This is a genomic window from Collibacillus ludicampi, assembly GCF_023705585.1.
Taxonomy (GTDB): domain Bacteria; phylum Bacillota; class Bacilli; order Tumebacillales; family BOQE01; genus Collibacillus; species Collibacillus ludicampi.
This window is the reverse complement of sequence record NZ_BOQE01000001.1, coordinates 3,215,085-3,235,724: the sequence shown is the minus strand read 5'-3', so window position 1 is coordinate 3,235,724 and position 20,640 is coordinate 3,215,085. Positions and strand designations below refer to the sequence as shown.

20 protein-coding genes and 2 pseudogenes are annotated in these 20,640 nt (G+C 49.9%); 6 read left to right on the top strand and 16 right to left on the bottom strand.

Features of this window, described 5'->3' with window-relative positions; genetic code table 11:
- Positions 1–12: 12 nt before the first annotated feature.
- Positions 13–852 (bottom strand): tyrosine-type recombinase/integrase, encoded by an 840-nt coding sequence (locus DNHGIG_RS16460; protein ID WP_282200610.1) that lies wholly within the window; start codon positions 850–852, stop codon positions 13–15.
- Between the two features lie 191 nt (positions 853–1,043).
- Here DNHGIG_RS16460 and DNHGIG_RS16455 point away from each other — a divergent pair.
- Positions 1,044–1,259, top strand: a pseudogene (locus tag DNHGIG_RS16455) (transposase); the annotation flags it as partial.
- Positions 1,260–1,485: 226 nt separating this feature from the next.
- Positions 1,486–1,761, top strand: a complete 276-nt coding sequence (gene tnpA / locus DNHGIG_RS16450; RefSeq protein WP_282200609.1) for an IS66 family insertion sequence element accessory protein TnpA — start codon at positions 1,486–1,488, stop codon at positions 1,759–1,761.
- Here tnpA and DNHGIG_RS16445 read toward each other — a convergent pair.
- Together DNHGIG_RS16445 and DNHGIG_RS16440 are read right to left on the bottom strand one after the other, a co-directional pair.
- On the bottom strand, positions 1,746–1,877 hold the full coding sequence (locus DNHGIG_RS16445) for a hypothetical protein (RefSeq protein WP_282200608.1): 132 nt from the start codon (positions 1,875–1,877) through the stop codon (positions 1,746–1,748). The genes tnpA and DNHGIG_RS16445 overlap by 16 nt on opposite strands.
- Positions 1,878–2,171: 294 nt before the next feature.
- A complete protein-coding gene (locus DNHGIG_RS16440; protein WP_282200607.1) occupies positions 2,172–2,990 on the bottom strand; it encodes an SDH family Clp fold serine proteinase in 819 nt (272 codons plus the stop codon).
- A 1,071-nt stretch (positions 2,991–4,061) separates the two neighbouring features.
- Here DNHGIG_RS16440 and DNHGIG_RS16435 point away from each other — a divergent pair.
- From DNHGIG_RS16435 to DNHGIG_RS16425, 3 genes and pseudogenes are all read left to right on the top strand, one after another.
- The gene (locus DNHGIG_RS16435) at positions 4,062–4,544 is read left to right on the top strand and encodes a C40 family peptidase (protein ID WP_282200606.1); all 483 of its coding nucleotides are present in this window, start codon (positions 4,062–4,064) and stop codon (positions 4,542–4,544) included.
- A gap of 193 nt (positions 4,545–4,737) precedes the next feature.
- Positions 4,738–5,259 (top strand): annotated as a pseudogene (locus tag DNHGIG_RS16430) (spore germination protein); the annotation flags it as partial.
- 60 nt (positions 5,260–5,319) lie between these two features.
- Positions 5,320–6,408: a GerAB/ArcD/ProY family transporter gene (locus tag DNHGIG_RS16425; RefSeq protein WP_282200605.1), complete on the top strand. Its 1,089-nt coding sequence runs from the start codon at positions 5,320–5,322 to the stop codon at positions 6,406–6,408.
- A gap of 81 nt (positions 6,409–6,489) precedes the next feature.
- Here DNHGIG_RS16425 and DNHGIG_RS16420 read toward each other — a convergent pair whose 3' ends face one another.
- Positions 6,490–6,651, bottom strand: a complete 162-nt coding sequence (locus DNHGIG_RS16420; protein ID WP_282200604.1) for a hypothetical protein — start codon at positions 6,649–6,651, stop codon at positions 6,490–6,492.
- A gap of 511 nt (positions 6,652–7,162) precedes the next feature.
- Between DNHGIG_RS16420 and DNHGIG_RS16415 the strand changes: the two genes are divergently transcribed.
- Positions 7,163–7,981 (top strand): tyrosine-type recombinase/integrase, encoded by an 819-nt coding sequence (locus tag DNHGIG_RS16415; RefSeq protein WP_282200603.1) that lies wholly within the window; start codon positions 7,163–7,165, stop codon positions 7,979–7,981.
- An 837-nt stretch (positions 7,982–8,818) separates the two neighbouring features.
- Here DNHGIG_RS16415 and DNHGIG_RS16410 read toward each other — a convergent pair.
- From DNHGIG_RS16410 to DNHGIG_RS16355, 12 genes are all read right to left on the bottom strand, one after another.
- Positions 8,819–9,805, bottom strand: coding sequence for an aldo/keto reductase (locus DNHGIG_RS16410; protein ID WP_282200602.1), 987 nt, complete (start codon positions 9,803–9,805; stop codon positions 8,819–8,821).
- 660 nt (positions 9,806–10,465) lie between these two features.
- A complete protein-coding gene (gene hypF / locus DNHGIG_RS16405) occupies positions 10,466–12,730 on the bottom strand; it encodes a carbamoyltransferase HypF (protein WP_282200601.1) in 2,265 nt (754 codons plus the stop codon).
- A 15-nt stretch (positions 12,731–12,745) separates the two neighbouring features.
- Entirely contained in the window at positions 12,746–12,997 is a 252-nt protein-coding gene (locus tag DNHGIG_RS16400; RefSeq protein ID WP_282200600.1) for a glutaredoxin family protein, read from the bottom strand.
- A gap of 152 nt (positions 12,998–13,149) precedes the next feature.
- The gene (gene hypE, locus DNHGIG_RS16395; protein WP_282200599.1) at positions 13,150–14,193 is read right to left on the bottom strand and encodes a hydrogenase expression/formation protein HypE; all 1,044 of its coding nucleotides are present in this window, start codon (positions 14,191–14,193) and stop codon (positions 13,150–13,152) included.
- Positions 14,194–14,272: 79 nt separating this feature from the next.
- Positions 14,273–15,280, bottom strand: coding sequence for a HoxN/HupN/NixA family nickel/cobalt transporter (locus DNHGIG_RS16390; protein WP_282200598.1), 1,008 nt, complete (start codon positions 15,278–15,280; stop codon positions 14,273–14,275).
- A gap of 33 nt (positions 15,281–15,313) precedes the next feature.
- Positions 15,314–16,432 carry a hydrogenase formation protein HypD gene (gene hypD / locus DNHGIG_RS16385; protein ID WP_282200597.1) on the bottom strand — a complete coding sequence of 373 codons (1,119 nt, stop codon included), beginning with the start codon at positions 16,430–16,432 and terminating at the stop codon, positions 15,314–15,316.
- Positions 16,429–16,677: a HypC/HybG/HupF family hydrogenase formation chaperone gene (locus DNHGIG_RS16380; RefSeq protein WP_282200596.1), complete on the bottom strand. Its 249-nt coding sequence runs from the start codon at positions 16,675–16,677 to the stop codon at positions 16,429–16,431. Before DNHGIG_RS16380 ends, hypD begins: the two co-directional genes overlap by 4 nt.
- 4 nt (positions 16,678–16,681) lie before the next feature.
- Positions 16,682–17,011, bottom strand: a complete 330-nt coding sequence (locus DNHGIG_RS16375; protein ID WP_282200595.1) for a HypC/HybG/HupF family hydrogenase formation chaperone — start codon at positions 17,009–17,011, stop codon at positions 16,682–16,684.
- 36 nt (positions 17,012–17,047) lie between these two features.
- Complete coding sequence (locus tag DNHGIG_RS16370) at positions 17,048–18,160, bottom strand: NHL repeat-containing protein (RefSeq protein ID WP_282200594.1); 1,113 nt, start codon at positions 18,158–18,160, stop codon at positions 17,048–17,050.
- Positions 18,142–18,990 (bottom strand): NifU family protein, encoded by an 849-nt coding sequence (locus DNHGIG_RS16365; protein WP_282200593.1) that lies wholly within the window; start codon positions 18,988–18,990, stop codon positions 18,142–18,144. The genes DNHGIG_RS16370 and DNHGIG_RS16365 overlap by 19 nt, the downstream gene beginning before the upstream one ends.
- Before the next feature lie 2 nt (positions 18,991–18,992).
- The gene (locus DNHGIG_RS16360) at positions 18,993–19,370 is read right to left on the bottom strand and encodes a hypothetical protein (RefSeq protein ID WP_282200592.1); all 378 of its coding nucleotides are present in this window, start codon (positions 19,368–19,370) and stop codon (positions 18,993–18,995) included.
- 53 nt (positions 19,371–19,423) lie between these two features.
- Positions 19,424–20,551 (bottom strand): tetratricopeptide repeat protein, encoded by a 1,128-nt coding sequence (locus DNHGIG_RS16355; protein ID WP_282200591.1) that lies wholly within the window; start codon positions 20,549–20,551, stop codon positions 19,424–19,426.
- Positions 20,552–20,640 lie beyond the last annotated feature (89 nt).

Sequence of the window (20,640 nt, the reverse complement as noted above, 5' to 3'; positions counted from 1 at the left end):
CACCTTCCCTTTCTAATCTAAACCCGTCGGCTTAACAAACGCTTCTTCTACCGCCCTCTCCAACTCCTCCTGCGTCGGTTTTGCATACCTCCTCATCATGTTCACATCGGAATGCCCAGCCAGCTCCGCTACTGCTGCCAGATCCATCCCCTTGGATACCAGAGTCCGGCAATAGGTATGTCTCAAAGCATGGGGATGGGTCCCGTATTTCGCTAAAATACGCTGGACCTGCCGGACAGAAATCCTCTGTCCATAGTTCGACAAGAAAAGAGCAGGTTCCTGGTCCTTCCGAACGGCCATATAACGGGACACGTGATGCCGGGCCTCCGCTGGGAGTGGTACCACGCGGGCCTTGGCTCGCTTACCTTTTCGGACGATCACTTGGCCACTTCGCTCCCCTATCGTGACATCCTCCCTGTCAAGCCCGCACAGTTCTGATACCCGCAGACCCGTATACAGCAATACATACACGATGGCAATGTCCCGCAGATTTCCGTCCCTCTCCACTTCCCGAAGCAAACGATTCCTTTCGTTCCTCTCCAGCGACTGAGGGGCCAGCTCCGTCACCTTAGGTGGCCGAACCGTACGCAGGTTCATGACAGCATGATCCTGACCTGTCCACCGTGCCCATGAACGGATCGCGGATAATGCTATTGAGACCGTGCTCGGGGATTTTTTGTGCGCCAGCATCCAATCGATATACTGTTGCACATCCGCCCGCGTGAGGGATTCAAGATTACCATCGGAATCAAGGAGCCAATTCTGAAACCGTCCGAGCCAGTATCCATACATCCGTTTCGTCTGGTCACTTTTTCCTGCCATGTGCTCCTCGATAACTCTGGCAATGTCCATCCCCCACCCCTTTCTCCGCAAAAAACTCCCTGTAGATTTTAACGACACTTTTTTCACTCGATACGCTTCCATTTTTTAGTTCATCGACAACGATGTTTCAAAGGATTGCCAATCTGGGAGGATAATCAAAGTGTCGTAAAATACCTATTTTATGACATATTTATACGACATAAAGTGACAAAATCCTTTTAGTGATGATGCTCCCGGAGCGTTACAGGAAGCGATTACGCACAACCAATGGCCAGGAGCGCCTGAACGAGGAAATCCGGCGGCGAGAACGGGTGATCCGCATTTTTCCCAACCGGGAATCCGCCTTACGTCTCCTTGGGGCGTTACTCATGGAAATCGATGAGAAATGGCAGACAGGGCACCGCTATTTGGCGAGAAGAACTAAAAAAGGCTCTTGAAACAGTCTCCGAAGATACAACCCATTCGCTAGGTAACCTGTTCTACCAAAGTGGAGTTTTTACACAACATTTCGGACTTGATCTACGGTTTCTCATCCATGTTTCTACTTTCAATAGTTCATTTATGAAATTGGAGACAACCGTAAGCGTCAAATACTTCCCACCTACTAACCTCGTATTGTATTTGAGATAATCTCCTCAAGATATTCGGAGAGGAGAACTTTCAATGTCCCATGCAGAATTAAGAAAAGAGTGGGAGGTACGGATCGCTGCTTTTCGGGCTAGCGGACAGAGCGCATCAGCTTGGTGTAGAGCTCATCAGTTGAAGCTTCATCAGTTCCGGTATTGGCTCCGGAAGATTGAACACAAAGAAGCCGCTGTGACCCCATCATCCAAGTGGATATCGGTAAAGGACAAAAATAATCAGGAACATGATCGTCTAACGCGTATATCCGTCGATCATACTCACTTTTCCATGAGCAAACATCAGGGGTCTCCATAGGCGGGGGCAGCGGCTGCAGGACCTCCATAATAACCAGGTACGAGCAAGAAGAAGAGAACAAAAATGATCAGGAATACAACAGCCCAACGAGTGTAGCCACCGAATACTCCGTACATTTGATTACCCTCCTTCTGTTGATCTCGTTATTAGTTAATGAAAATGAACAAGGATAGGAAACGGACATCTATCTTGGGGTATTTTGTAAATTCTTAAGGAGAAAAGGTTGAAACACAATAAAGGGAGTCCACCGCGGAGCTGTTGTTATTTTATATATTTTTCCTAAACTTTAATTATCAGAAATGGACTTTCAAACTATGCTTTAGAGAGATATCTTATTTAGTATCGAAAAGCCGTTCTTTATTGTTACTGAGGAAGAGAACTGTTGAAGTGGGAGATCCTTTAAAGTGGATTTACTTATCATTATTTTCTACTCGATAAGGTATGGGAATATATTGGACGGTTGGTCTACGTGAAGGAGACTGTGGGTAAAGTTCCATCAAAAGGTAGACTTCTTTAGGAAGTCCAAAACGGACCGACAATCCAAACTCTTTCAACCATTCACCGGTAATAGGGTAATCGTGAGTCCACCTTCCATCAGCTAAAATTTCGGATAACTGCTCGGCCCGTTGTTCATCCATTTTGGGTAACAGCAACTGTTTGATAAACGTTTTTACCTGTTGGATGGCTTTTCGTGCTATATCCGCCATGATTAGTGTATCGTCACTAATATGTTCAAGTTCTTTGATTTTTATCACTTCAAGGATCGAAGCAGCGGGAAATCGTCCCAACTGAGGATCAACCGGACCCAAAACAGCATTCTCATCAAGGATAATTTCATCGGCAGCCAAACAGATCATCGTTCCTCCTGACATAGCATAATGAGGAACAAAAACAGTTACTTTGGCCGGATGTTTTTGTAATGCTACCGCAATTTGTTCCGATGCCAATACCAAACCACCCGGCGTGTGAAGAATTAGGTCAATCGGCATGTTATCCGGTGTCAGACGAATTGCACGAAGAATTTGTTCTGAATCTTCAATATTGATAAAACTTCGGAAAGGAATGCCTAAAAAACTCAATGACTCCTGTCGATGGATTAAGGTAATCACCCGCGATCCTCTATTGGACTCCAATTTCCGGATTGTTTTATAACGAGCAATATGAATTCTTTGTTGTCGCCATACGGGTATAAGTGTATAGAGAAGAAAAAGAATAAAAATCCATTCCATTATAGAAATAACCTCCAATCTAAATGAAACATCTAACAAGTCGTGAGTTTCAGGTAAGATAACCGCTCATTGTCTTATAGGCACGCTCAAGTGTTATTATGGTGAAAATAATTGTCGCGCATTCTTTTTTCGATCGTACCTAAGGGTAGGTATTTTCATTACTTCGAAGGAATAATTACAAGAGATGGTACGCAAAGCCTAGACTCACTTTCTCTAAAAGTAAGGTGCAGGTTAACCCCAAAAAATTCACGGGTTTACAAGTTAAGCCCAAAGTTAGGATAATATCACGATTCATTCCAATTAGTCGTATGATATAACCGTGACACATCACGAGTGAAAACGAAAAGGGAGGAGTGTCTTGCTTACCTCTTTGATTTCTGTGATCTTTTTATTTTCAAAAAAGATCAACCGTACAGTTTGACTGTATCCCTTGACCGTTGGATAGCCATTAGTTGCAGTATGGAGCCGCTATTGTGGCGGCAGGGGCTCCATACTAACCAGATACGAGAATAATCAGAAATATTACTGCCCAACGTGTATATGTTCCGAAAGTTCCGTACATCGCCGTTCCCCCTCCTCAACGTCAGGATGAACCTGACGTTACTGCAAGCAGTCAGATCTGCGGGGCGCATGGCACTTCTGGCAGTCGACTTGGATTTTAGTGGTAGCTTACTATGAATATTTAAATATCACCATTTTGTTACATTCATAAATTTGAAAGAAGTTGGACTACACGAATGGTTGTTTGAGCTTTCACGGTTGGTCTGATATGTTTCTCATCGTTGTTTATTCTTCTTGCTCGATCCAAGTTACTCTGGTGCGGCTCCTACAGCAGCAGCTCCTTACGCGTATTAGAAATACAAAAGAACGGTGGCTATGGCTGCCGTTTTTTTGTATGTAATTTTTGATCTCAACCAGTTCTATCCAGGATAATAATGGATGATGTATTTGGACATATTAGGGGTAATCATGTTAACGGGTTAACCCCTAATGTTGGGGATGAAGTTTGGGTACACTTCGTTAATGAAGGTAGTAGGAATAAATATATACCATACAAACGTGGTGTTTAAAATGAATGTTCACCCTGGAGATATTTTATTTGTATGGGGCGATTCTTTTATAGAAAGAGCAATTGAGCATGTGACTCATGGTGCTGGTCATTGTGCTATGTTTATAAATGAAAATACAGTTTGTGATGCAATGGCTTTTCGTACTATTGGAGAACAATCACTTGATTATTACATACGTCAAGCGAGTAAATTGGAAGTTTGGACAGATCCAACATTAACAGATGATGAACGCAAAAAAATGTGTGCATATGCTAAAAAATTATATGGGAACGGATATGACTATATATTAATTTTTCTCGAATTTTTACATTTTGAAACTGGAATAGACATAGATTGGTACAAAAAAAACGATAAGTTTATATGTGCTACATATATAAATGAAATTGCAAAACATGTAGATAGAAAATGGACTGACAAAGTAAACCCTGCTCCTGTAGATCTTACTAACTATGGTGCATTAAAAAGAAAATATAAGATAAAGTAAGTAGTGATCGTCGATACGTTCGATTCAATATTTCCACCTCATGAATCAGATTTGTAACCTCACTTTCACTTCAGCATCCTACATGACTTTGTTTTAGTTTTCTCCCTTTATTTGATCGTTAAATGCTCCCCATCATAAACCCTCTCGATTCCTGGGTAGGAATGGAAAGGGTTATTTTTGCACATCCTATCATGAGGAAGTTCCCTTTCCGGCACTCGTCGAGGCACTTCTTATGGAGGTTACGTTCGAAGCGCTGCGGGAAGCAGGGGTGGTTCTCCCCAAACAGGTCGGGGTCACCGCCAGTATTGTCGGTGCTTTGGTGATCGGACAAGCGGCGATTTCCGCGGGGCTGGCTTCGTCGCCGATGGTCATGGTAGCGGCTCTCACCGGGATCTCCTCTTTTATGATCCCTCGTTTTACTGCAGGAATCGCCTTGCGGTGGTTGCGCTTCCCGATTATCATCCTTGCAGGGACCCTGGGACTGTTGGGTATCATGCTTGGTGTCATTGGCATTGTAGTTCATTTAAGTACACTCCGGTCTTTCGGCGTACCCTACTTAAAACCGCTTGCACCACTGAAAGTAAGAAGCTTACTGGATACGATCGTCCGGTCACCTGTATGGGCGAGGTACGTACGAACACACTTGACAGGTGAGTCTAACAAATACAAGCAGTCTCCCGGGCTAAAACCGGGTCCTGAAAAAGGAGGAGATTGAAGGGAATAAACGGAACAGCATGTGGGGACTGAGGTGATGAAACGCAGGAGGGGGATAAGGATGATTGAAAAAGGGAAAATGTCCGCATTTCAGATGGCGATCATCCTTTATGCGACCGTACTGGCGACCGCCATTCTTATTGTTCCTTCGCTGACGAGCAGGATTGCGGGAAGAGACCTCTGGTTATCACCGATATGGGCTTCCCTCATCGGCTTCTTCACGGTGTATGTCGCGATACAATTGCATAAGCTTTACCCAGGAGAAACGATCATTCAATATTGCCAACATCTGCTCGGTTCATTTCCGGGAAAAGTCATTGGTTTTTTGTATCTTATTTCCTTCGTTTATTTTTGTGGAATTATACTTAGGGAATATGCGGAATTTATTGTTGGTAACTTTCTCACAAATACCCCGATGGTTGTCGTGATTGGAAGCCTTATATTTGTATGTGCCGTTGCTGTCCGTGGCGGTGTGGAAGTCATCGGCAGATCTGCGCAAACGTTCAGCGGTCTGTTCATTTTTCCACTTCTCTTGATGATCCTGATGCTTCTTCCTGATTGGAAGATCAATAACATGTTTCCGGTTTTGGAACACGGGATTATGCCCTCCATCATGGGGGCAGCTACACCACAAGCCTGGTTCAGTGAAGTATTTTTGATGACTTTTTTCCTTCCTTTTGTAACGGACCGTGTGAAAGTGAGAAAATATGGATATGTCACCGTGTTTGTGATTTTGCTGACGTTGGTCATCACAAATGTAACGGCTCTTTTCGTATTTGGGAAGATGACTCCCATGCTCGTTTATCCAGTTATGAATGCCGCCAGTTATGTAAATATCGCCGATTTTCTCGAACACCTGGAGGCGGTTGTGATGGCTGTGTGGGTAGCGGGAGCGTTCGTCAAGATCAATGCGTTCTATTATGCCTTAGTCTTGGGAACCGCCCAATGGTTGAATCTTTCCGATTACCGGCCTCTTGTTCTTCCATATGGTATTTTAATAACCCTGTTTTCATTCTGGTCACTCCCCAATTTGCAAGTCGTGGCTCATTTGCTCGAAACAATCATCCCTTTCAATTTGCCGTTATTTTTCACAGTCATTCCTTCATTGTTACTGTTTATTTCCCTTATTAGAAATAAATGGAGGAAGTAAGTAAAACTGTATCTGCTCATATCTACTCCAACGACGAGGGATCAAGTTAGAGGACATCATTGATATTATGAAAAAGTGGCATCATAATTCTTTGTTATTATCCAACTTTTCTAGTATTTGATCGAGTTTCTGATTCATGTTCAATTTGATCTCAACCAGTTCCCGATGGATACTCGCCATCATCCGGATTAACTGGCTCATCTGATCTTCAATACGTTCGATTCGCTTCTCACATGTTTTCACCCTCAACAGTGCATTTATGAAATGGAAGACAAGATTCTTCTCATCATCCAATCGATACTTTTTCCTAGCACGATGACAACTCCAAGAGATAACAAAACACTAATCATTTGTCCAGACATTTCATCAATCCTCCAGGCGTTCAATTTTCTCATATATTAATAAGGATGAAACTCGACTTTTTCTTTCCGTATCGCCTTATACTAAGCAATTTTAACCAAAAAGTTCCTATATAAATAATACCATTCATATACAAAACAATAAAGGTATTACACGAAAAATTATAGTAATTCAAAATAATTTTTGATGGTTCATTTGCGTAGAATTATATCATAGAATACAAATTCTATGATATGATAAAAAAAGAGCAAAACCGAAATCCCCTGCCACTACGTTCACAGGATTTGGTAAACAGCAAAATAACGGCCAAAAATTATGGCGTAGAATTATTTAAGGGGTTTTTATCGGAGAGAATGACCCGGGTATGTACATATGAAAGGAGACATGGGGAACTTTGATTCAGCAGTTTATCGAGGAAGCCTTACGCGGAAAATCGGAGACGACGATTCGCACCTACACTCACGCTCTGAAGCAATTCGAAGAGTGGCTGCAAGGAACGGGGGCCGATCTTACATCATTCGCTAGGAGTGATGTCCAGCAATATTTGGATTATCTCACAAGCAAACGAAAAAGCGCGGCGACGATCAACAAGATCTGGAACGCGATCAAGAAGTATTGCAAGTGGTCCGGGAAAAAGGAAGCGATTGAGGACATCTCCGTGGTAAAGCCGATCGATTACAAGCAGTTGGCACCCAAGGCCCTCGACCGCCTGGAACGTAACCGCCTGCTGCGCGAGGTGGATCGTACCGGCAACAAGCGAGACATTGCGATTGTCACCACCCTGCTCATGACCGGGCTTCGCGTGTCCGAATTGGTAGCGCTCAACCGAGAGGATGTGGAGATCAGCGAACGGAAGGGTGAAATGAGGGTTGTCGGGAAAGGCAATAAGGAGCGGATCATTCCCTTGAACGCTGAAGTGCGCCGGGCGCTCACCAAGTATTTAGAAGAACGTTCCGACGATCACCCTGCCCTGTTTCTCAGCAATCGCATGGAGCGAATTAGCGTACGATCTGTGCAGAGGATCATCGAGCAATACGGTTTTCATGCCCATCAGTTACGGCATACCTTTATCACGGGGTTGGTAAGGGATAATCAGGACATCGCGGTGATTCAGTCGTTAAGCGGACACAGTTCTGCGGATATGATTTTGCGGTACAGCCGACCGAATGAGGAGGATAAGATTCAGGCGGTGGAGTCGATTTATAAAGACTGAACAGCATCATAACGCATATATTCTCCCCTATGTGTTCCCCTCCCCCTTGGAAAAAAACGCTCAGAAGCGAAAATAAAAGGGCTTTTTTCAAACTGAGTTAGCAAAAAACCCCATAAGAAGTTACACACTTCTTATGGGACATACTAATCGTGACTAAGCAGGCTAAAAGCGCAGCGATGCACCTCTGCGTAAGAAGGCAGAACGCCGCCGCATCCGAACGGTCATTCAAAACCTGATGACCTTGGCTGCCAAGATGGTTCGACATGCCCGACAGACCAAGCTGAAAATGGAGCACGGAAACCGATGACTCCCGGTGTTTCGACGATTATACTTAGCCTTTGCATAACACGTACCGTCTTCAGCACCAGCGACTTTGGACATAAATCGACGCGGGAACAAAGCCCGGAAATCAACGGGCCTGGGAGGTCGTTCGCTTCTGCGGCGTACTGGCGTTACCCGATGCTTGAATTCAGAGGGAGTCGCCCCGAACACCAATGAAACCGCAGACCGTTAGCTTCAAAATGACGCTATATCAGCGCTCTACAGCTACCTTGTCACGGATTCAGGATCGGCTTACATCAAGGCTACTTGTCTACAGAATTCAAATGAACATTGCAAATCGGCTTTACAAGCAGGGGGGCAGGTTCGAGCCCATTACCGACCATCACAAAAGCCCTTGTGCCACGCGGACTTTCTGCGGCGCAAGGGCTCAATTGTTTTGTTACAGCCTAGTTCTGTTGAACAGCCTTGTCCATGTTTTTTCAAATTTGTGAAGTGCTTGCTGTTATGCGTACGTTCAAGAACAAGGCGACGTGATGGCCAGATCTCTTTGTGGCCTCAGCGGTTCACGGCTTGCATGGCTGAGGCGGGGTAGCGCTCGCCGGCGGCTACGCCTTTCGGTGCAATCTGTTCGATCCGGGCGAGATCGTCCGCCGTCAACTGGACGTCCAGGGCCCGCACGTTCTCTTCCAAGTACGTGCGGCGTTTTGTTCCCGGAATCGGCACGATGTCTTCGCCGCGCGCCAACACCCAGGCCACTGCCAACTGCGCGGGCGTGCATCCCTTTTCGGCTGCCAGCTCCTCGATGAGACGGACGAGTTCTAGGTTCTTGTTGAAGTTTTCACCCTGAAATCGGGGTGAGTTGCGGCGGTAGTCGTCAGCCGGTAGGTCATCGACCGACCGAAAGCGTCCCGTTAGGAAACCCCGACCGAGCGGGCTGTACGCGACAAACCCGATGCCAAGTTCGCGGACCGTCGGCAGGATTTCGTCTTCCACGTCGCGGCTCCACAGAGAATACTCGGTTTGCAGCGCGGTGATGGGGTGTACGCGGTGGGCGCGGCGGATCGTTTCGGGCGCGGCTTCCGAGAGGCCGATGTAGCGGACCTTACCTTCCTTGACAAGCTCAGCCATAGCGCCCACGGTCTCTTCGATCGGCGTGTTCGGGTCGACCCGGTGCTGGTAATAGAGGTCGATGTAATCCGTTCCGAGACGCCGCAAGCTGGCTTCGCAAGCCTGTTTCACGTACTCAGGCCGGCCATTAACGCCGAGAAAGGTTCCGTCGGCCGCGCGTACGTTGCCAAACTTGGTGGCGATCACGACTTGCTGCCGAACGCCGCGCAGCGCTCGTCCCACGAGCTCCTCGTTGCGGCCGACGCCGTACATGTCGGCGGTGTCGAAGAAGTTTATTCCCATCTCGAGGGCGCGGTGAATCGTGGCGATCGATTCCTCGTCGTCTCGCCCGCTGTAAAAGTCGGACATACCCATGCAACCAAGGCCCAATGCGCTGACGCGGAGTCCCTGCCGACCAAGCTGACGCTCTTGCATTTGGTTCGCCTCCCGATGCGTTTTTCCTGCAATTGATTGCAAGTTTTATCCACCATTATACCTGTAGGTAGTGTCCCGTCAAGTAGTGGAAATTCACCGAGTGTTACTACGGCGTGATATGTGTCATTTATTAAGCGGGCATAGTTCGGCGGATATGATTTTGCGGTACAGCCGTCCGAAGGAGGATAAGATTCAGGCGGTGGAGTCGATTTATAAAGGCTAAGGGGAATCATCGCGTAGCACTCTCCCCTATGTGGTGTTACCCCTCCCCCTTTAAAAAAACGCTTAGAAGCGAAATTAGAAGGGCTGCCTTCCTCTTAAAATCCATTTTATATAAAATTAAATAACGATGTCTGGAAATACGTAAAAATTAGAGATAAAAAGAGCTAAGATCATACCTTTTGGCATAGCGATTGTTCCATCCTCCCTCTAATACCTGAATTATATAAATTTTATACTAAAGCGAGCCACAACTAAGACCTTCGGTTAGATTGGAGTTCAGACAAAACAAACATTCCAGGAGAGGATTTCGATGCTGGCTCACGATCGATTCCCGTAGGTTCCAAGCTTTTGCATCAGTATTTTTGGGGAATTCCCAGGATTCTCGGGTGGCGGCCATGATGGAATCCGTTGGTACCTATTATTGATTGACGCCTCGACTTACCGATATCGACGCGTCGCCGCCACCAGCGCCGCCTGCCCGAGGCTGATGCCGCCATCGTTAGGGGGAATACCCTCGCCTACCCATATATCCATGGCACTTTCAGCGAACAACGCCTTCAGATCGGTTAACAAAAGGGAATTTTGAAAGACGCCGCCGGACAATACAACGGTGTCGATCCCGTGGGCTTCTCCTAAAGCGAGGGCGCTTCTATATATGCCTTCGGCGATACTCCTGTGAAACGAGCGGGCAATAGTCGCCACGTCCCGCCCGCTCAAACGATCTTCCACCATTGCCTGTAAGAGGGGACGATAATCGAGTTCCTTTTCATTCCACGGAAAAGGATACACCTTCTCCAAAGAGACAGAGCGAGCGAGATGTTCGAGCCAAATAGCAGCCTGGCCTTCAAACGAAATGGCCTCGGTGAACCCTAGAAGGGCGGCCGCAGCATCGAACAATCGTCCAACGGACGTTGTGGGGAAGGTGCGGAGTCTTTTTTCCACGAGTTTTAACGCCATGAAAAATCGTTCGGGCAGCTCAAGTCGTTTGCCGACGTCCGTCGCTAATTCCGGCAAGTCTACGAAGAAACCTGCCAGCGCATGAAGCGGCATGCGTGCCGCCGCATCACCGCCGGGAAGGACGGCGTAGCGAAGATGTCCGTGGCGTTCCAACCCCTCCGCAGCACTTCCGACAAAAAGCTCGCCGCCCCAGATCGCTCCATCGTCTCCAAAGCCTGTCCCATCGAATGTCACCCCGATCACCCGTTTGTCTAAGGCATTTCGCTCCGCCAGTACTGATGCTACGTGGGCGCGGTGATGCTGGATACCGACGTGATCGTAGGTCTCCAACCCACGGGCAAACTGGGCGGAGCGATGATCGGGATGGAGATCATATGTCACGATCGTTTCAGCTAACGGAACGTCATACATCGACAATAGATCGTTTACGGTCTGCTCGAACGCCGTATACGCCTCATACCGATCCAGATCGCCCAAATGCTGGCTCATGATCGCTTTTCCCTTGACCACTAACGTGACGGTGTTTTTCAAGTCAGCCCCAACGGCGAGAATGGGGCGATCACTGGGCAATTGAGCGACGGGAAGCGGGGCGTATCCCCTCGCCCGGCGGAGTACGGTTGGCCCAAAGGCGCTCACACGGATGACGGAATCGTCGACACGTCGAGCGATGGGCCGCTCACCGATGAGCCAAGCATCTGCGATTCCTTGAAGGGTTTCCAAAGCGTCTTCGTCTTGATAGACGATGGGCTCACTGGAACGATTGGCGCTCGTCATCACGAGCACAGGCGGCGCGCCGAAGTGAAACAACAAGTGATGAAGCGGCGTATACGGGAGCATCACGCCCAAGTCGTTGTTGTCGGGGGCCACACTTGGGAGCAACCGGCGTGCCCGGGCCAACACGATGGGGCGGGCCGATGACGTAAGGATCGCCTCTTCTTCGGGCGACAGGTCAATAAGCGCCCGCGCCGTCTCCATGTCTTTTACCATCAAGGCAAACGGTTTCGCTCCGCGGCGTTTCCGCTCTCTGAGCGTCCACACCGCCTGAGCGTTTTCGGCATCGCACGCCAAATGATACCCGCCAAGCCCTTTGATCGCCATAATGCGCCCTTCTCGGAGGAGTTGCGCCGTCTTTTCGATGACATGGTCATCTCTACGAATCTCTTCGCCTTGCCACCGCATGTAATAATGAGGCCCGCACTCGGGACAAGCGGTCGGTTGTGCGTGAAATCGACGGTCGTTCGGCTCATGGTATTCTGCAGAACATGCTTGGCACATGGGCCACGCTTTCATCGTCGTATAGGGACGGTCATATGGCAGGCGTTGAATAACGGTATAGCGGGGGCCGCACTCCGTGCAATTGATGTAAGGATAGAGATAGCGGCGGTTTTTAGAGTGGAACAGCTCGGTTAAACACGCTTGACACACAGCCAAATCGGCAGGGATGTGTACCGTCGGTCGATCATTGCGTATGCTTTCACGGATATGAAAACCATGCAGCCCTTCTACAGCCACATCTTCGATTTTCACATCGGTCACTTGTGCTAACGCAGGGGGACGTGTCGTCATATCTTGTAAAAACGCTTGGATGGCGTCTGCGTCCCCTTCCACATGTATCTCCACGCCACTTTCCCCGTTGAGCACCCATCCGCTAATCTCCCACCGTTTTGCCAGGCGAAAGATAAAGGGGCGGAAACCGATCCCTTGGACAACGCCATGAACGCGAATCCGACGTGCTGTCTTCATCATCAGCCACCCACCTTTTTACAAAGACGCGTCTCCCGTGGAAGAAGGGCGTGTCACAATGCATCCGCGTCCCAAATACCCGATTTGAATGACACGTTCTTCTTCCACCAGTACAGGAACTGTGGTTCCACCTGTCAAAGCGATCAGCCGTTCTAACGCCTCCCGGTCTTCTTCCACGTCATATTCTACAAACTCCTCCCCGTCCCATAACAGCGTTTCCCGTAGATCCTTCGTGTAGGGGCAACCTTTCGTGCCATAAAGTTTAAGCATCCTTTTTCATCTCCTCCAGACCTTCACGGATGATGTAATAGACGCTTGCCTGTGATTCCTGGATGCGCGGAATGTAGTCGGAGCGAATGACGATAGGAATATCGGCCAAGTCGTTTCGGACGAGCTCTCCTCCACTGTGCGTCGGTTATTCGTTAACAGATACGCGGCAACGGATCGCCTATAAGCATATCGATGACCCGCGTGCCTCCGTATCGGGAACGTGCCAAGACGACTCTTTTCGGATCTTCCTGGATTTCTCCGATGCGCCGTGCGTCTTCCCCACCTGGTACGTTCCTAAGGGCTTCTAACGCCGTGTCGGCGTATTCTGGTGAGACAATGGCAAGAAACTGTCCTTCGTTGGCAATATGAAGGGGATCCAATCCAAAAATTTCACAGGCACCGCGCACAGCTGGACGTACCGGAATCGCCTCCTCTTCGAGCACCACAGCGACCTTGGCGTCTCTTGCTAATTCGTTTAATGCCGTAGCTACACCGCCCCGCGTTGGGTCGCGCATCCACCGGAGTCCCGGTGCCGCTACGTCGATGAGGGTTGAGACGAAAGGCCATAGTGGGCGCGTATCCGAGGTGAGATCGGCTTCCAAATCCAATTCCCCCCTCGCCAAGAGGACTGTGATTCCATGATCTCCAATGGGTCCAGAAAGAAGCACCTGATCACCGGGTCGAACGTTTTTAGCCGAAAGATGGAGGCGTGGATCGGTAAGACCAATCCCGGCAGTGGTGATGTACAGCCCGTCTGCCTTCCCGTGTTCCACCACCTTCGTGTCGCCCCCAACCACGGGCACCCCCGCACGTTGCGCCGCCTTAGCCATGGCCGCCACTTCTCGTTCCAACTCGGATGCGGCCAAGCCCGCTTCTAAAATCAACGTGGTTACCAACGCTAACGGTTTGGCGCCGCCCATGGCCAAATCGTTTACCGTCCCGTTAATGGCGAGCTCTCCGATGGAACCTCCTGGGAAGGCGAGCGGCTTGACAACAAAGCTATCCGCCGTGAAGGCCAAACGACGTCCTTCAGCTTCAACGTACGCCGCATCGTTCAACTCCGACATCGTGTCATTTATTAGACAAGGAACCAATAACCCCTCGATCAGTCGACGGCTGGCCTTCCCGCCGGCACCATGCGCCGACTCAATGTGGGCATCACCGAAAAGCACCTTCGCTGCCCTTGTGACCATCATCGAATCTCCTCCTTCTCCCGTTGTGCCACTCGTTCACCCTGTTGCCTCAAAGTGCCAACGGATGGTGTTACCTGTTATTTCACCATCGTTCTTCTAATCGCCCTACCTTCCACAGACCATAGGAGACCGCCCAAGTCAGGACAAATAGACCTACCAAAAGGTAGCCAAGCCAGCCCAACTCCAAGTTGCCTAACCAGTTCCAGAAGCCCCCTTGCAATTCAAGTTTCTCTGCTAAAACCTGAAGCAATTCGATAAGGCCGATGACCAACGCGGCCACCACCGAGAGCCCTGTCACCGTCAAGTTGTAGTAGAGCTTGCGCAGCGGGGTAGAAAAGGCCCATCCATACGCTCGGGTCATGAACACCCCATCTACTGTATCCATAAGGCTCATGCCGGCTGCAAACAACAGAGGAAGCGCCAGAAGATCTGCCCAAGAAAGCGCTGCAGCGCTTCCGGCGGAAAGGGATAGCAAGCTGATCTGGCTCGCCGTATCGAAGCCCAGCCCAAAGAGCAGACCTAAAAGGTAGATGTGCCAAGACTTTCTGATAAACCGCCAGAGAGGTTTGACGAGCCGTGCCATGAGTCCACGATTCGCCAGCAAAGCCTCCAAGGATTCCGGCTGATACTCTCCCCGGCGCAGGGCCCTGAAAAGTCGCCAAAGATCCACCCAGATCACAAGGTTCAGCAGAGCAATGACCACTAGGAAAATTCCCGACACCAGGGTACCGATAAGTCCGCCTACCTCTTTAAAGGTGGGTATCTTCTCTTGCAACCAGTGAGCCGCGAATGCAGTAGCCAACGCCGCCGCAAAAACCACCGTGGAGTGGCCTAGCGAAAAATAAAATCCGACGCCGGAGGGATTTTCCCTTTGCTGCATCAATTTCCGCACAGTGTTGTCGATAGCGGTGATGTGATCGGCATCAAAAGCGTGACGAAGCCCAAAGGTGTAGGCAAGTAGACCCATACCCAGTACTGCCGGATAGTTGCTGGCGCCTTTCAAAAGCAGCAGAATCGCCAACAGGTGAAGCGTTCCAACGCCCAGGATATAAGGCCACCATGGATAACGGATATCAGTGTTGTTTTGCATACGTTGTGCCTCCTTCAACGTATTACCTCCACATCATTCACCGACCGCCTGACGCAAGTGAACGTGATGGTAATATGCTGCGCACGCCCCCTCTGACGACACCATGAGGGCTCCTACAGGATGTTCAGGCGTGCATTCTTTACCAAACAATTTGCATTGATGCGGTTTAAGCACTCCTTTTAGCACTTCACCGCATTGAGATGCTTTAGGATCGGTGATGCGAACGCCTTCTACTTGGAAGCGAACTTCCGCATCCCACTGGGCGAATTCGGGTCGTAGTTTCAACGCGGATTGGGAAATGAGCCCGAGGCCGCGCCATTCGAAGAAGGGCCGTACTTCAAAGACTTCGTTCATCGCTTTGAGCGCGGGGATGTTCCCTTCCCAAGGGACAACGCGGCTGTATTGATTTTCTACTTCAGAACGCCCTTCCCGCATTTGTTTGACCAGCATGAGGATGGATTGCAATAAATCAAGCGGCTCAAAACCGGAGATCACCAATGGTTTTCCGTAATTTTTTACGATACTTTCATAAGGACGGGCGCCGATCACCGCAGAGACATGTCCAGGTCCAAGAAACCCGTCGATGCGCATATCTGGGGAATCCAAGATTGCGCGAATCGCCGGCAAAATAAGGACATGATTAGAAAAAACGAAAAAATTTTGAACGTTCAGTTCGCGGGCGCGTAAGATCGTCAGCGCGGTCGACGGAGCCGTCGTTTCAAAGCCGATGGCAAATAGCACCACTCGCCGATCGGGATGATCAATCGCAATCTTTAAAGCGTCCAAGGGAGAGTAGATCAATCGGATATCGACCCCCTTGGCCCGGAGTTCCAAAGGGGTTCCTTGCCCTCCGGGGACCCGCATCACGTCACCGAAAGCGGTAAAAATCACATCCGGCTGTTGGGCAATGGATAAGCCGTCGTCCATGCGCCCCATGGGAAGGACGCAAACCGGACATCCCGGTCCATGGACGAGCTCGATGTTTTCTGGTAGCAAGTTCTGTAACCCGAATCGAAAGATAGAAAACGTATGCCCGCCACAAACTTCCATGAAACGGTAATTGTAATTGGGATCGACGAGACGACGGATCTCTTCCGATGTCTTACGGATCAATTCCGGATCACGAAACTCGTCAACGTATTTCATCGTCATAAGCGCACCTCCAATGCTCGCCCCAAAGCCACGCCCATATGAACAAGCAGTATATCTCCTACTTTGATGCCGGGAACAAAGTCGATGGCGACGGTCGCACGTTTGCCCAGACGGTCTTCCACTACTGCTTCTCCACCGTGGACTGCGATGACTTTTACCGGAACCGCCACATCGCCACATGTCGAACAACCATCATCAGCCAATGTCCTTCTCCCGAACTGTTCCAGTCCGCCGTCGTTGGTCATCCCTTCATCCTTCTTTCCCTTTTTCAGTTGAGGACTTGCACGTTGAAAGTTTCACGTGATTTTCTTCATCAAATTGATAACCCATTACCTCCTGCATGGCTTCGTCCGATTCACCTAACATGCGGAGCAATCTCAGTTGCTCGACCGCTTGTTCTTCGCTGATCTTGCTCATGGCAAATCCGACGTGGATGAGCACCCAATCGCCAAGATTGGTTCCTTCATTTTTCAGGAGGCCAATGTTAATTTTCCGCCGCACACCGGAAACATCGACCATGGCGTAATGATGATCACCGTCGAGAAGTTCCACAATTTGCCCTGGAATAGCTAAGCACATGGGCGTGTTCCTCCTCATTTTGTATTCAATATTTGTTCAATTCGAGACCTTCTCCAATCCGAGGTGCCACACGATGACGCGGTTGTTCCCCGAATCGGCGATAGCCAAACGATCCTTATGACACCAAATTCCATAAGGCCAACATAAAGTGTCCCATGCAACCGCCTCCCAACGATTTTCTCCCGATCCATCGAAATCGGTTTGGCCGATGACGTATGAGGCGGGGTGATACGCCCCTTTTCGCGGCAACTCAGTATAAAGAAGAATGCGACTGTTAGCCGTATCGGCCACCGCAAGAAGATCGCCGCATAACGCGATGCCGTAAGGAAAACGGAATCGCCTGGGGCCCTGGGGGACGTGGGGAAGTTCAAACGACTTCGTGAAGTCTTTTTGCCCGAGAACCAAATCGGCTGGCCGGTCCACGTCTGGAGGAGGCGTATAGCCGAGGACGCGATGATTTCCTGCATCGGCGACATATAACGTCCTTCCATCGCCGGCGAGAGCGTGAGGCCAGCGAAACGTGTCCATCCCCACACCCTTTCCTCGGTTTTCACCGTTAATGTAACCATGAGGTTGACCGAGAATAAGATCGGGAACGCGACCGTCTTCAGGGATGCCCTTCCATCCCAGAACCCTGCGGTTGCCCGTATCGGCAACGTAAAACCAGCCATTGACGTAGGCAAAACCGTATGGCCAATAAAATCCCGTCGGGCTGACTTCCCCATTTCGATTAGGGGCAGTGCTCTCCAGATCAGACTGACCCAAGACATGATCGGGCGGTTGGTTGTTTTTTTTCGGAAGCGCTTCCCAGATCAGAATACGATGGTGCCATGCGTCCGCGACAAACAACCGTCCTTCGATCACCGCCACACCGGTTGGGAGGTGAAACAATTTGGGCCCCTCTGCTTCAAAATCGGCCTGTCCTAAAACGACGTCCGCCGGGGCGTGATCGTTCTCGGGCCAACCGTACCAAATGAGCACTCGATGGTTGCCGCTATCAGCCACCACGACGACGTCATCGTCCACATACACTCCCCTCGGGGCGTAAAGATGGATCCGGTCTGGCCGAGCCGAGGGGAGTACGAGGCCGCCGGGAGCTGGTCCACCCAACCAACGCTCGGGGTGAGCGGTCAACTTAACCGTACCCATACCCGCTGGTCCTCCACACGTACCGGAAACTGTTCCAACTGCACATAGGGTGCTGTCATGCATTCCCCGGTTGATAAATCGAAACGGAAGCCGTGCCCTGGACAGATAATGGAAGATCCGTCGACAAGTCCCCCGTCGAGAGACATGCCCAAATGGGGACACTGATTGCGAAATGCCATCACCTTGCCATCGATGCGCACCAAAAAGATGTCGCACTTCTCGCGGGCAAAGCGGAACGGTCTTCCTTCTTCCATTTCCGAGATAGACGGACCTTTCAACCAGCCACTTTGTTCCAGGTTACCTGCATCATCGATAACATGTAACGGCAAGTAGCCGGATGCCACCTCCTCTTCCGCCATGACGACAGATTGAATTTCCGGAATACGCGCTTTGATCGCTTCCTCGACCCCGTCTTTCAACGTCAAAGCTGACATGGAACAACCGGAGCAGGCACCTTGAAGGCGGACATAGACAGTCTCCCCTTCAACTTTAACCAACTCCACATCGCCACCGTGAGAACGCATATAGGGGCGCACTTCTTCGAGCACCGCAGCAACACGGGTAAACAGGTCTTGTTTTATGATACCGTGCATGAAAAGCATGGCGTATATGGCAGGGTCTTCCACAGCTTTGTACAACAACTCATTGCCTGCGTCCGTTTCACGAAACGTACGGACGAGTTTTCTGAGGGCATATTCATGAAACGCTTCGATGGCCTCTTTTAACTCCATCGCCTTCATGCGTCCATCCTCCGGTAGCTCTTTAATCGAGTCCAACACCCGATCCACACGTTCTGCCAAAGCTTGGAAGTCCTCCTGCTGGACTTTCATCGTCATTCACCTCCAAAAGCCAAGGTTTGCTCGAGTGTTTCTTCGGTTTTTTGCTGCAACAAGGTGGCGAAGGTTTGTTTGGCCATCTCTTGCAGCACCTCCCCGACGGTGGCGCGTTCAAGAATGTGAGAAGGATCGTTTACGCGCTGGTTGGCCAACGCTTGTAGAATCAAGCACGACCCAGCAGGATTATCAAGGAGTGCATCGCGGAAAAACGCGTCCACGAATTCACTCAGCCACACACCATCTCCTTGAGGATTCGCGCGGAGCCGATGTAACGCGTTTTGTGCCCCTTCGTTGCGATGGATAATGCGTTCACTAAAGCGTTCGACGGCCATGACCAACAAAAGGTTGACGTATTGCTGTTCATGTAGATCCAAGATACACCCCTCCCCTCCATTGATTGCACCTTTTGTACTTGCCCGCCTCAAATTTACTCGTTCGATGTTGTTTCCTTCCGTTTGCGGGCAATTTCGGCTAATATGTCCTCTACAGCCTCTGCTGCATCGTATTCCCCTTGTGCGCGAAAAAGGTGACTAGCCTCTTCTAACCGAGGTACCGCTCGGGAAAACGCACCCAAATGAGCCAAGGCATTTCCTTGATTGGCTAAGACACGGGCATACCCCATGGGATCGTCCTCAGGACGCCGTACAGCAAGCACGTCTTCATAAAGTGCCACGGCTTCCCAAAGGTTATCCTCCGGGTGGGACGTTTGCACATGCTGTAACGCGTTGGCGAGATTGACTGTTGCGCTCGCCCAAAGCTCCGGATGTGTGTCCTTTTGGAAAATGCGCAAGGCCTCTCGCAGTGATTGAATGGACACTGCAGTACGCAAACGGGCGCCACGATCGAAAGACGGCATGGCTAGATAGGCCAAAGCCAAATTCATATGAACCATGGCATATCCTTCTGGATGAGTGTCTCTTCGATACACTTTCAGCACCTCTTGGTAACACTTGACCGCTTCCAAGAGGGGACCCTTCCGTCCCTCTGCATCGGCTTGGTACGCGGTGCCCAATTGAAACCACAGCTCTGCCCGGGCTTCCTGAAAGGAAGATGCCTCTAATAGCGCAAGGGCGCTGCGATATCCCTCTACCGTTTCCTGTCCGTGATCGCCAAGCATCTGTTTTGTCGCCGCCCATTCGGCATAGAGTCGGGACGAAAAAACGGGAGAGACATCCCTGACTGTTTCCGCCGCCTCCAAAAGGATCTCAAGCCCAGTTGACCAATCGTTTTGGTTTAATGCGTCATACGCCTGAGTGGCTAACAGAAACGCCCGTACTTCCCCGTCGGTGTTATCAAACGGCGGGGGCGTCTCGCATAAACCGAGACGCCACGCCACCGCGTCTAAGAGAAGGGAGACATCCCCTGCAAGCGCTTCTTTGGCCAAAGCATACGTGTGGACTTGCGGATCCAGAATAAAACGGTTATAAATGCCTTCTGGGTCTTGCGGTAACAACGCTACAATGTCATCCTCGCTTCTACCCTCAACTGCCGCAGCAAAAAAACGCCAGCGCTCCGGCCAAATGTCGGGAAGATAGCCGCGGAGGAGGAGCGGCAATATATTGTCTCCTTCCGGAACTGACGGTAATAGAAAAAACCTGCCGTTCCAGGAAAAACACCGATCGGTTGCGGCCGCAGCACGTTTCC

Excerpts from the sequence above, each read along its gene's own strand:
- DNHGIG_RS16460 (WP_282200610.1), bottom strand. The coding sequence starts at position 852 with ATGGACATTGCCAGAGTTATCGAGGAGCACATGGCAGGAAAAAGTGAC.
- tnpA (WP_282200609.1), top strand. The coding sequence starts at position 1,486 with ATGTCCCATGCAGAATTAAGAAAAGAGTGGGAGGTACGGATCGCTGCT.
- DNHGIG_RS16445 (WP_282200608.1), bottom strand. The coding sequence starts at position 1,877 with ATGTACGGAGTATTCGGTGGCTACACTCGTTGGGCTGTTGTATTCCTG.
- DNHGIG_RS16440 (WP_282200607.1), bottom strand. The coding sequence starts at position 2,990 with ATGGAATGGATTTTTATTCTTTTTCTTCTCTATACACTTATACCCGTA.
- DNHGIG_RS16435 (WP_282200606.1), top strand. The coding sequence starts at position 4,062 with ATGAATGTTCACCCTGGAGATATTTTATTTGTATGGGGCGATTCTTTT.
- DNHGIG_RS16425 (WP_282200605.1), top strand. The coding sequence starts at position 5,320 with ATGATTGAAAAAGGGAAAATGTCCGCATTTCAGATGGCGATCATCCTT.
- DNHGIG_RS16410 (WP_282200602.1), bottom strand. The coding sequence starts at position 9,805 with ATGCAAGAGCGTCAGCTTGGTCGGCAGGGACTCCGCGTCAGCGCATTG.
- hypF (WP_282200601.1), bottom strand. The coding sequence starts at position 12,730 with ATGATGAAGACAGCACGTCGGATTCGCGTTCATGGCGTTGTCCAAGGG.
- DNHGIG_RS16400 (WP_282200600.1), bottom strand. The coding sequence starts at position 12,997 with ATGCTTAAACTTTATGGCACGAAAGGTTGCCCCTACACGAAGGATCTA.
- hypE (WP_282200599.1), bottom strand. The coding sequence starts at position 14,193 with ATGATGGTCACAAGGGCAGCGAAGGTGCTTTTCGGTGATGCCCACATT.
- DNHGIG_RS16390 (WP_282200598.1), bottom strand. The coding sequence starts at position 15,280 with ATGCAAAACAACACTGATATCCGTTATCCATGGTGGCCTTATATCCTG.
- hypD (WP_282200597.1), bottom strand. The coding sequence starts at position 16,432 with ATGACGATGAAATACGTTGACGAGTTTCGTGATCCGGAATTGATCCGT.
- DNHGIG_RS16380 (WP_282200596.1), bottom strand. The coding sequence starts at position 16,677 with ATGACCAACGACGGCGGACTGGAACAGTTCGGGAGAAGGACATTGGCT.
- DNHGIG_RS16375 (WP_282200595.1), bottom strand. The coding sequence starts at position 17,011 with ATGTGCTTAGCTATTCCAGGGCAAATTGTGGAACTTCTCGACGGTGAT.
- DNHGIG_RS16370 (WP_282200594.1), bottom strand. The coding sequence starts at position 18,160 with ATGGGTACGGTTAAGTTGACCGCTCACCCCGAGCGTTGGTTGGGTGGA.
- DNHGIG_RS16365 (WP_282200593.1), bottom strand. The coding sequence starts at position 18,990 with ATGAAAGTCCAGCAGGAGGACTTCCAAGCTTTGGCAGAACGTGTGGAT.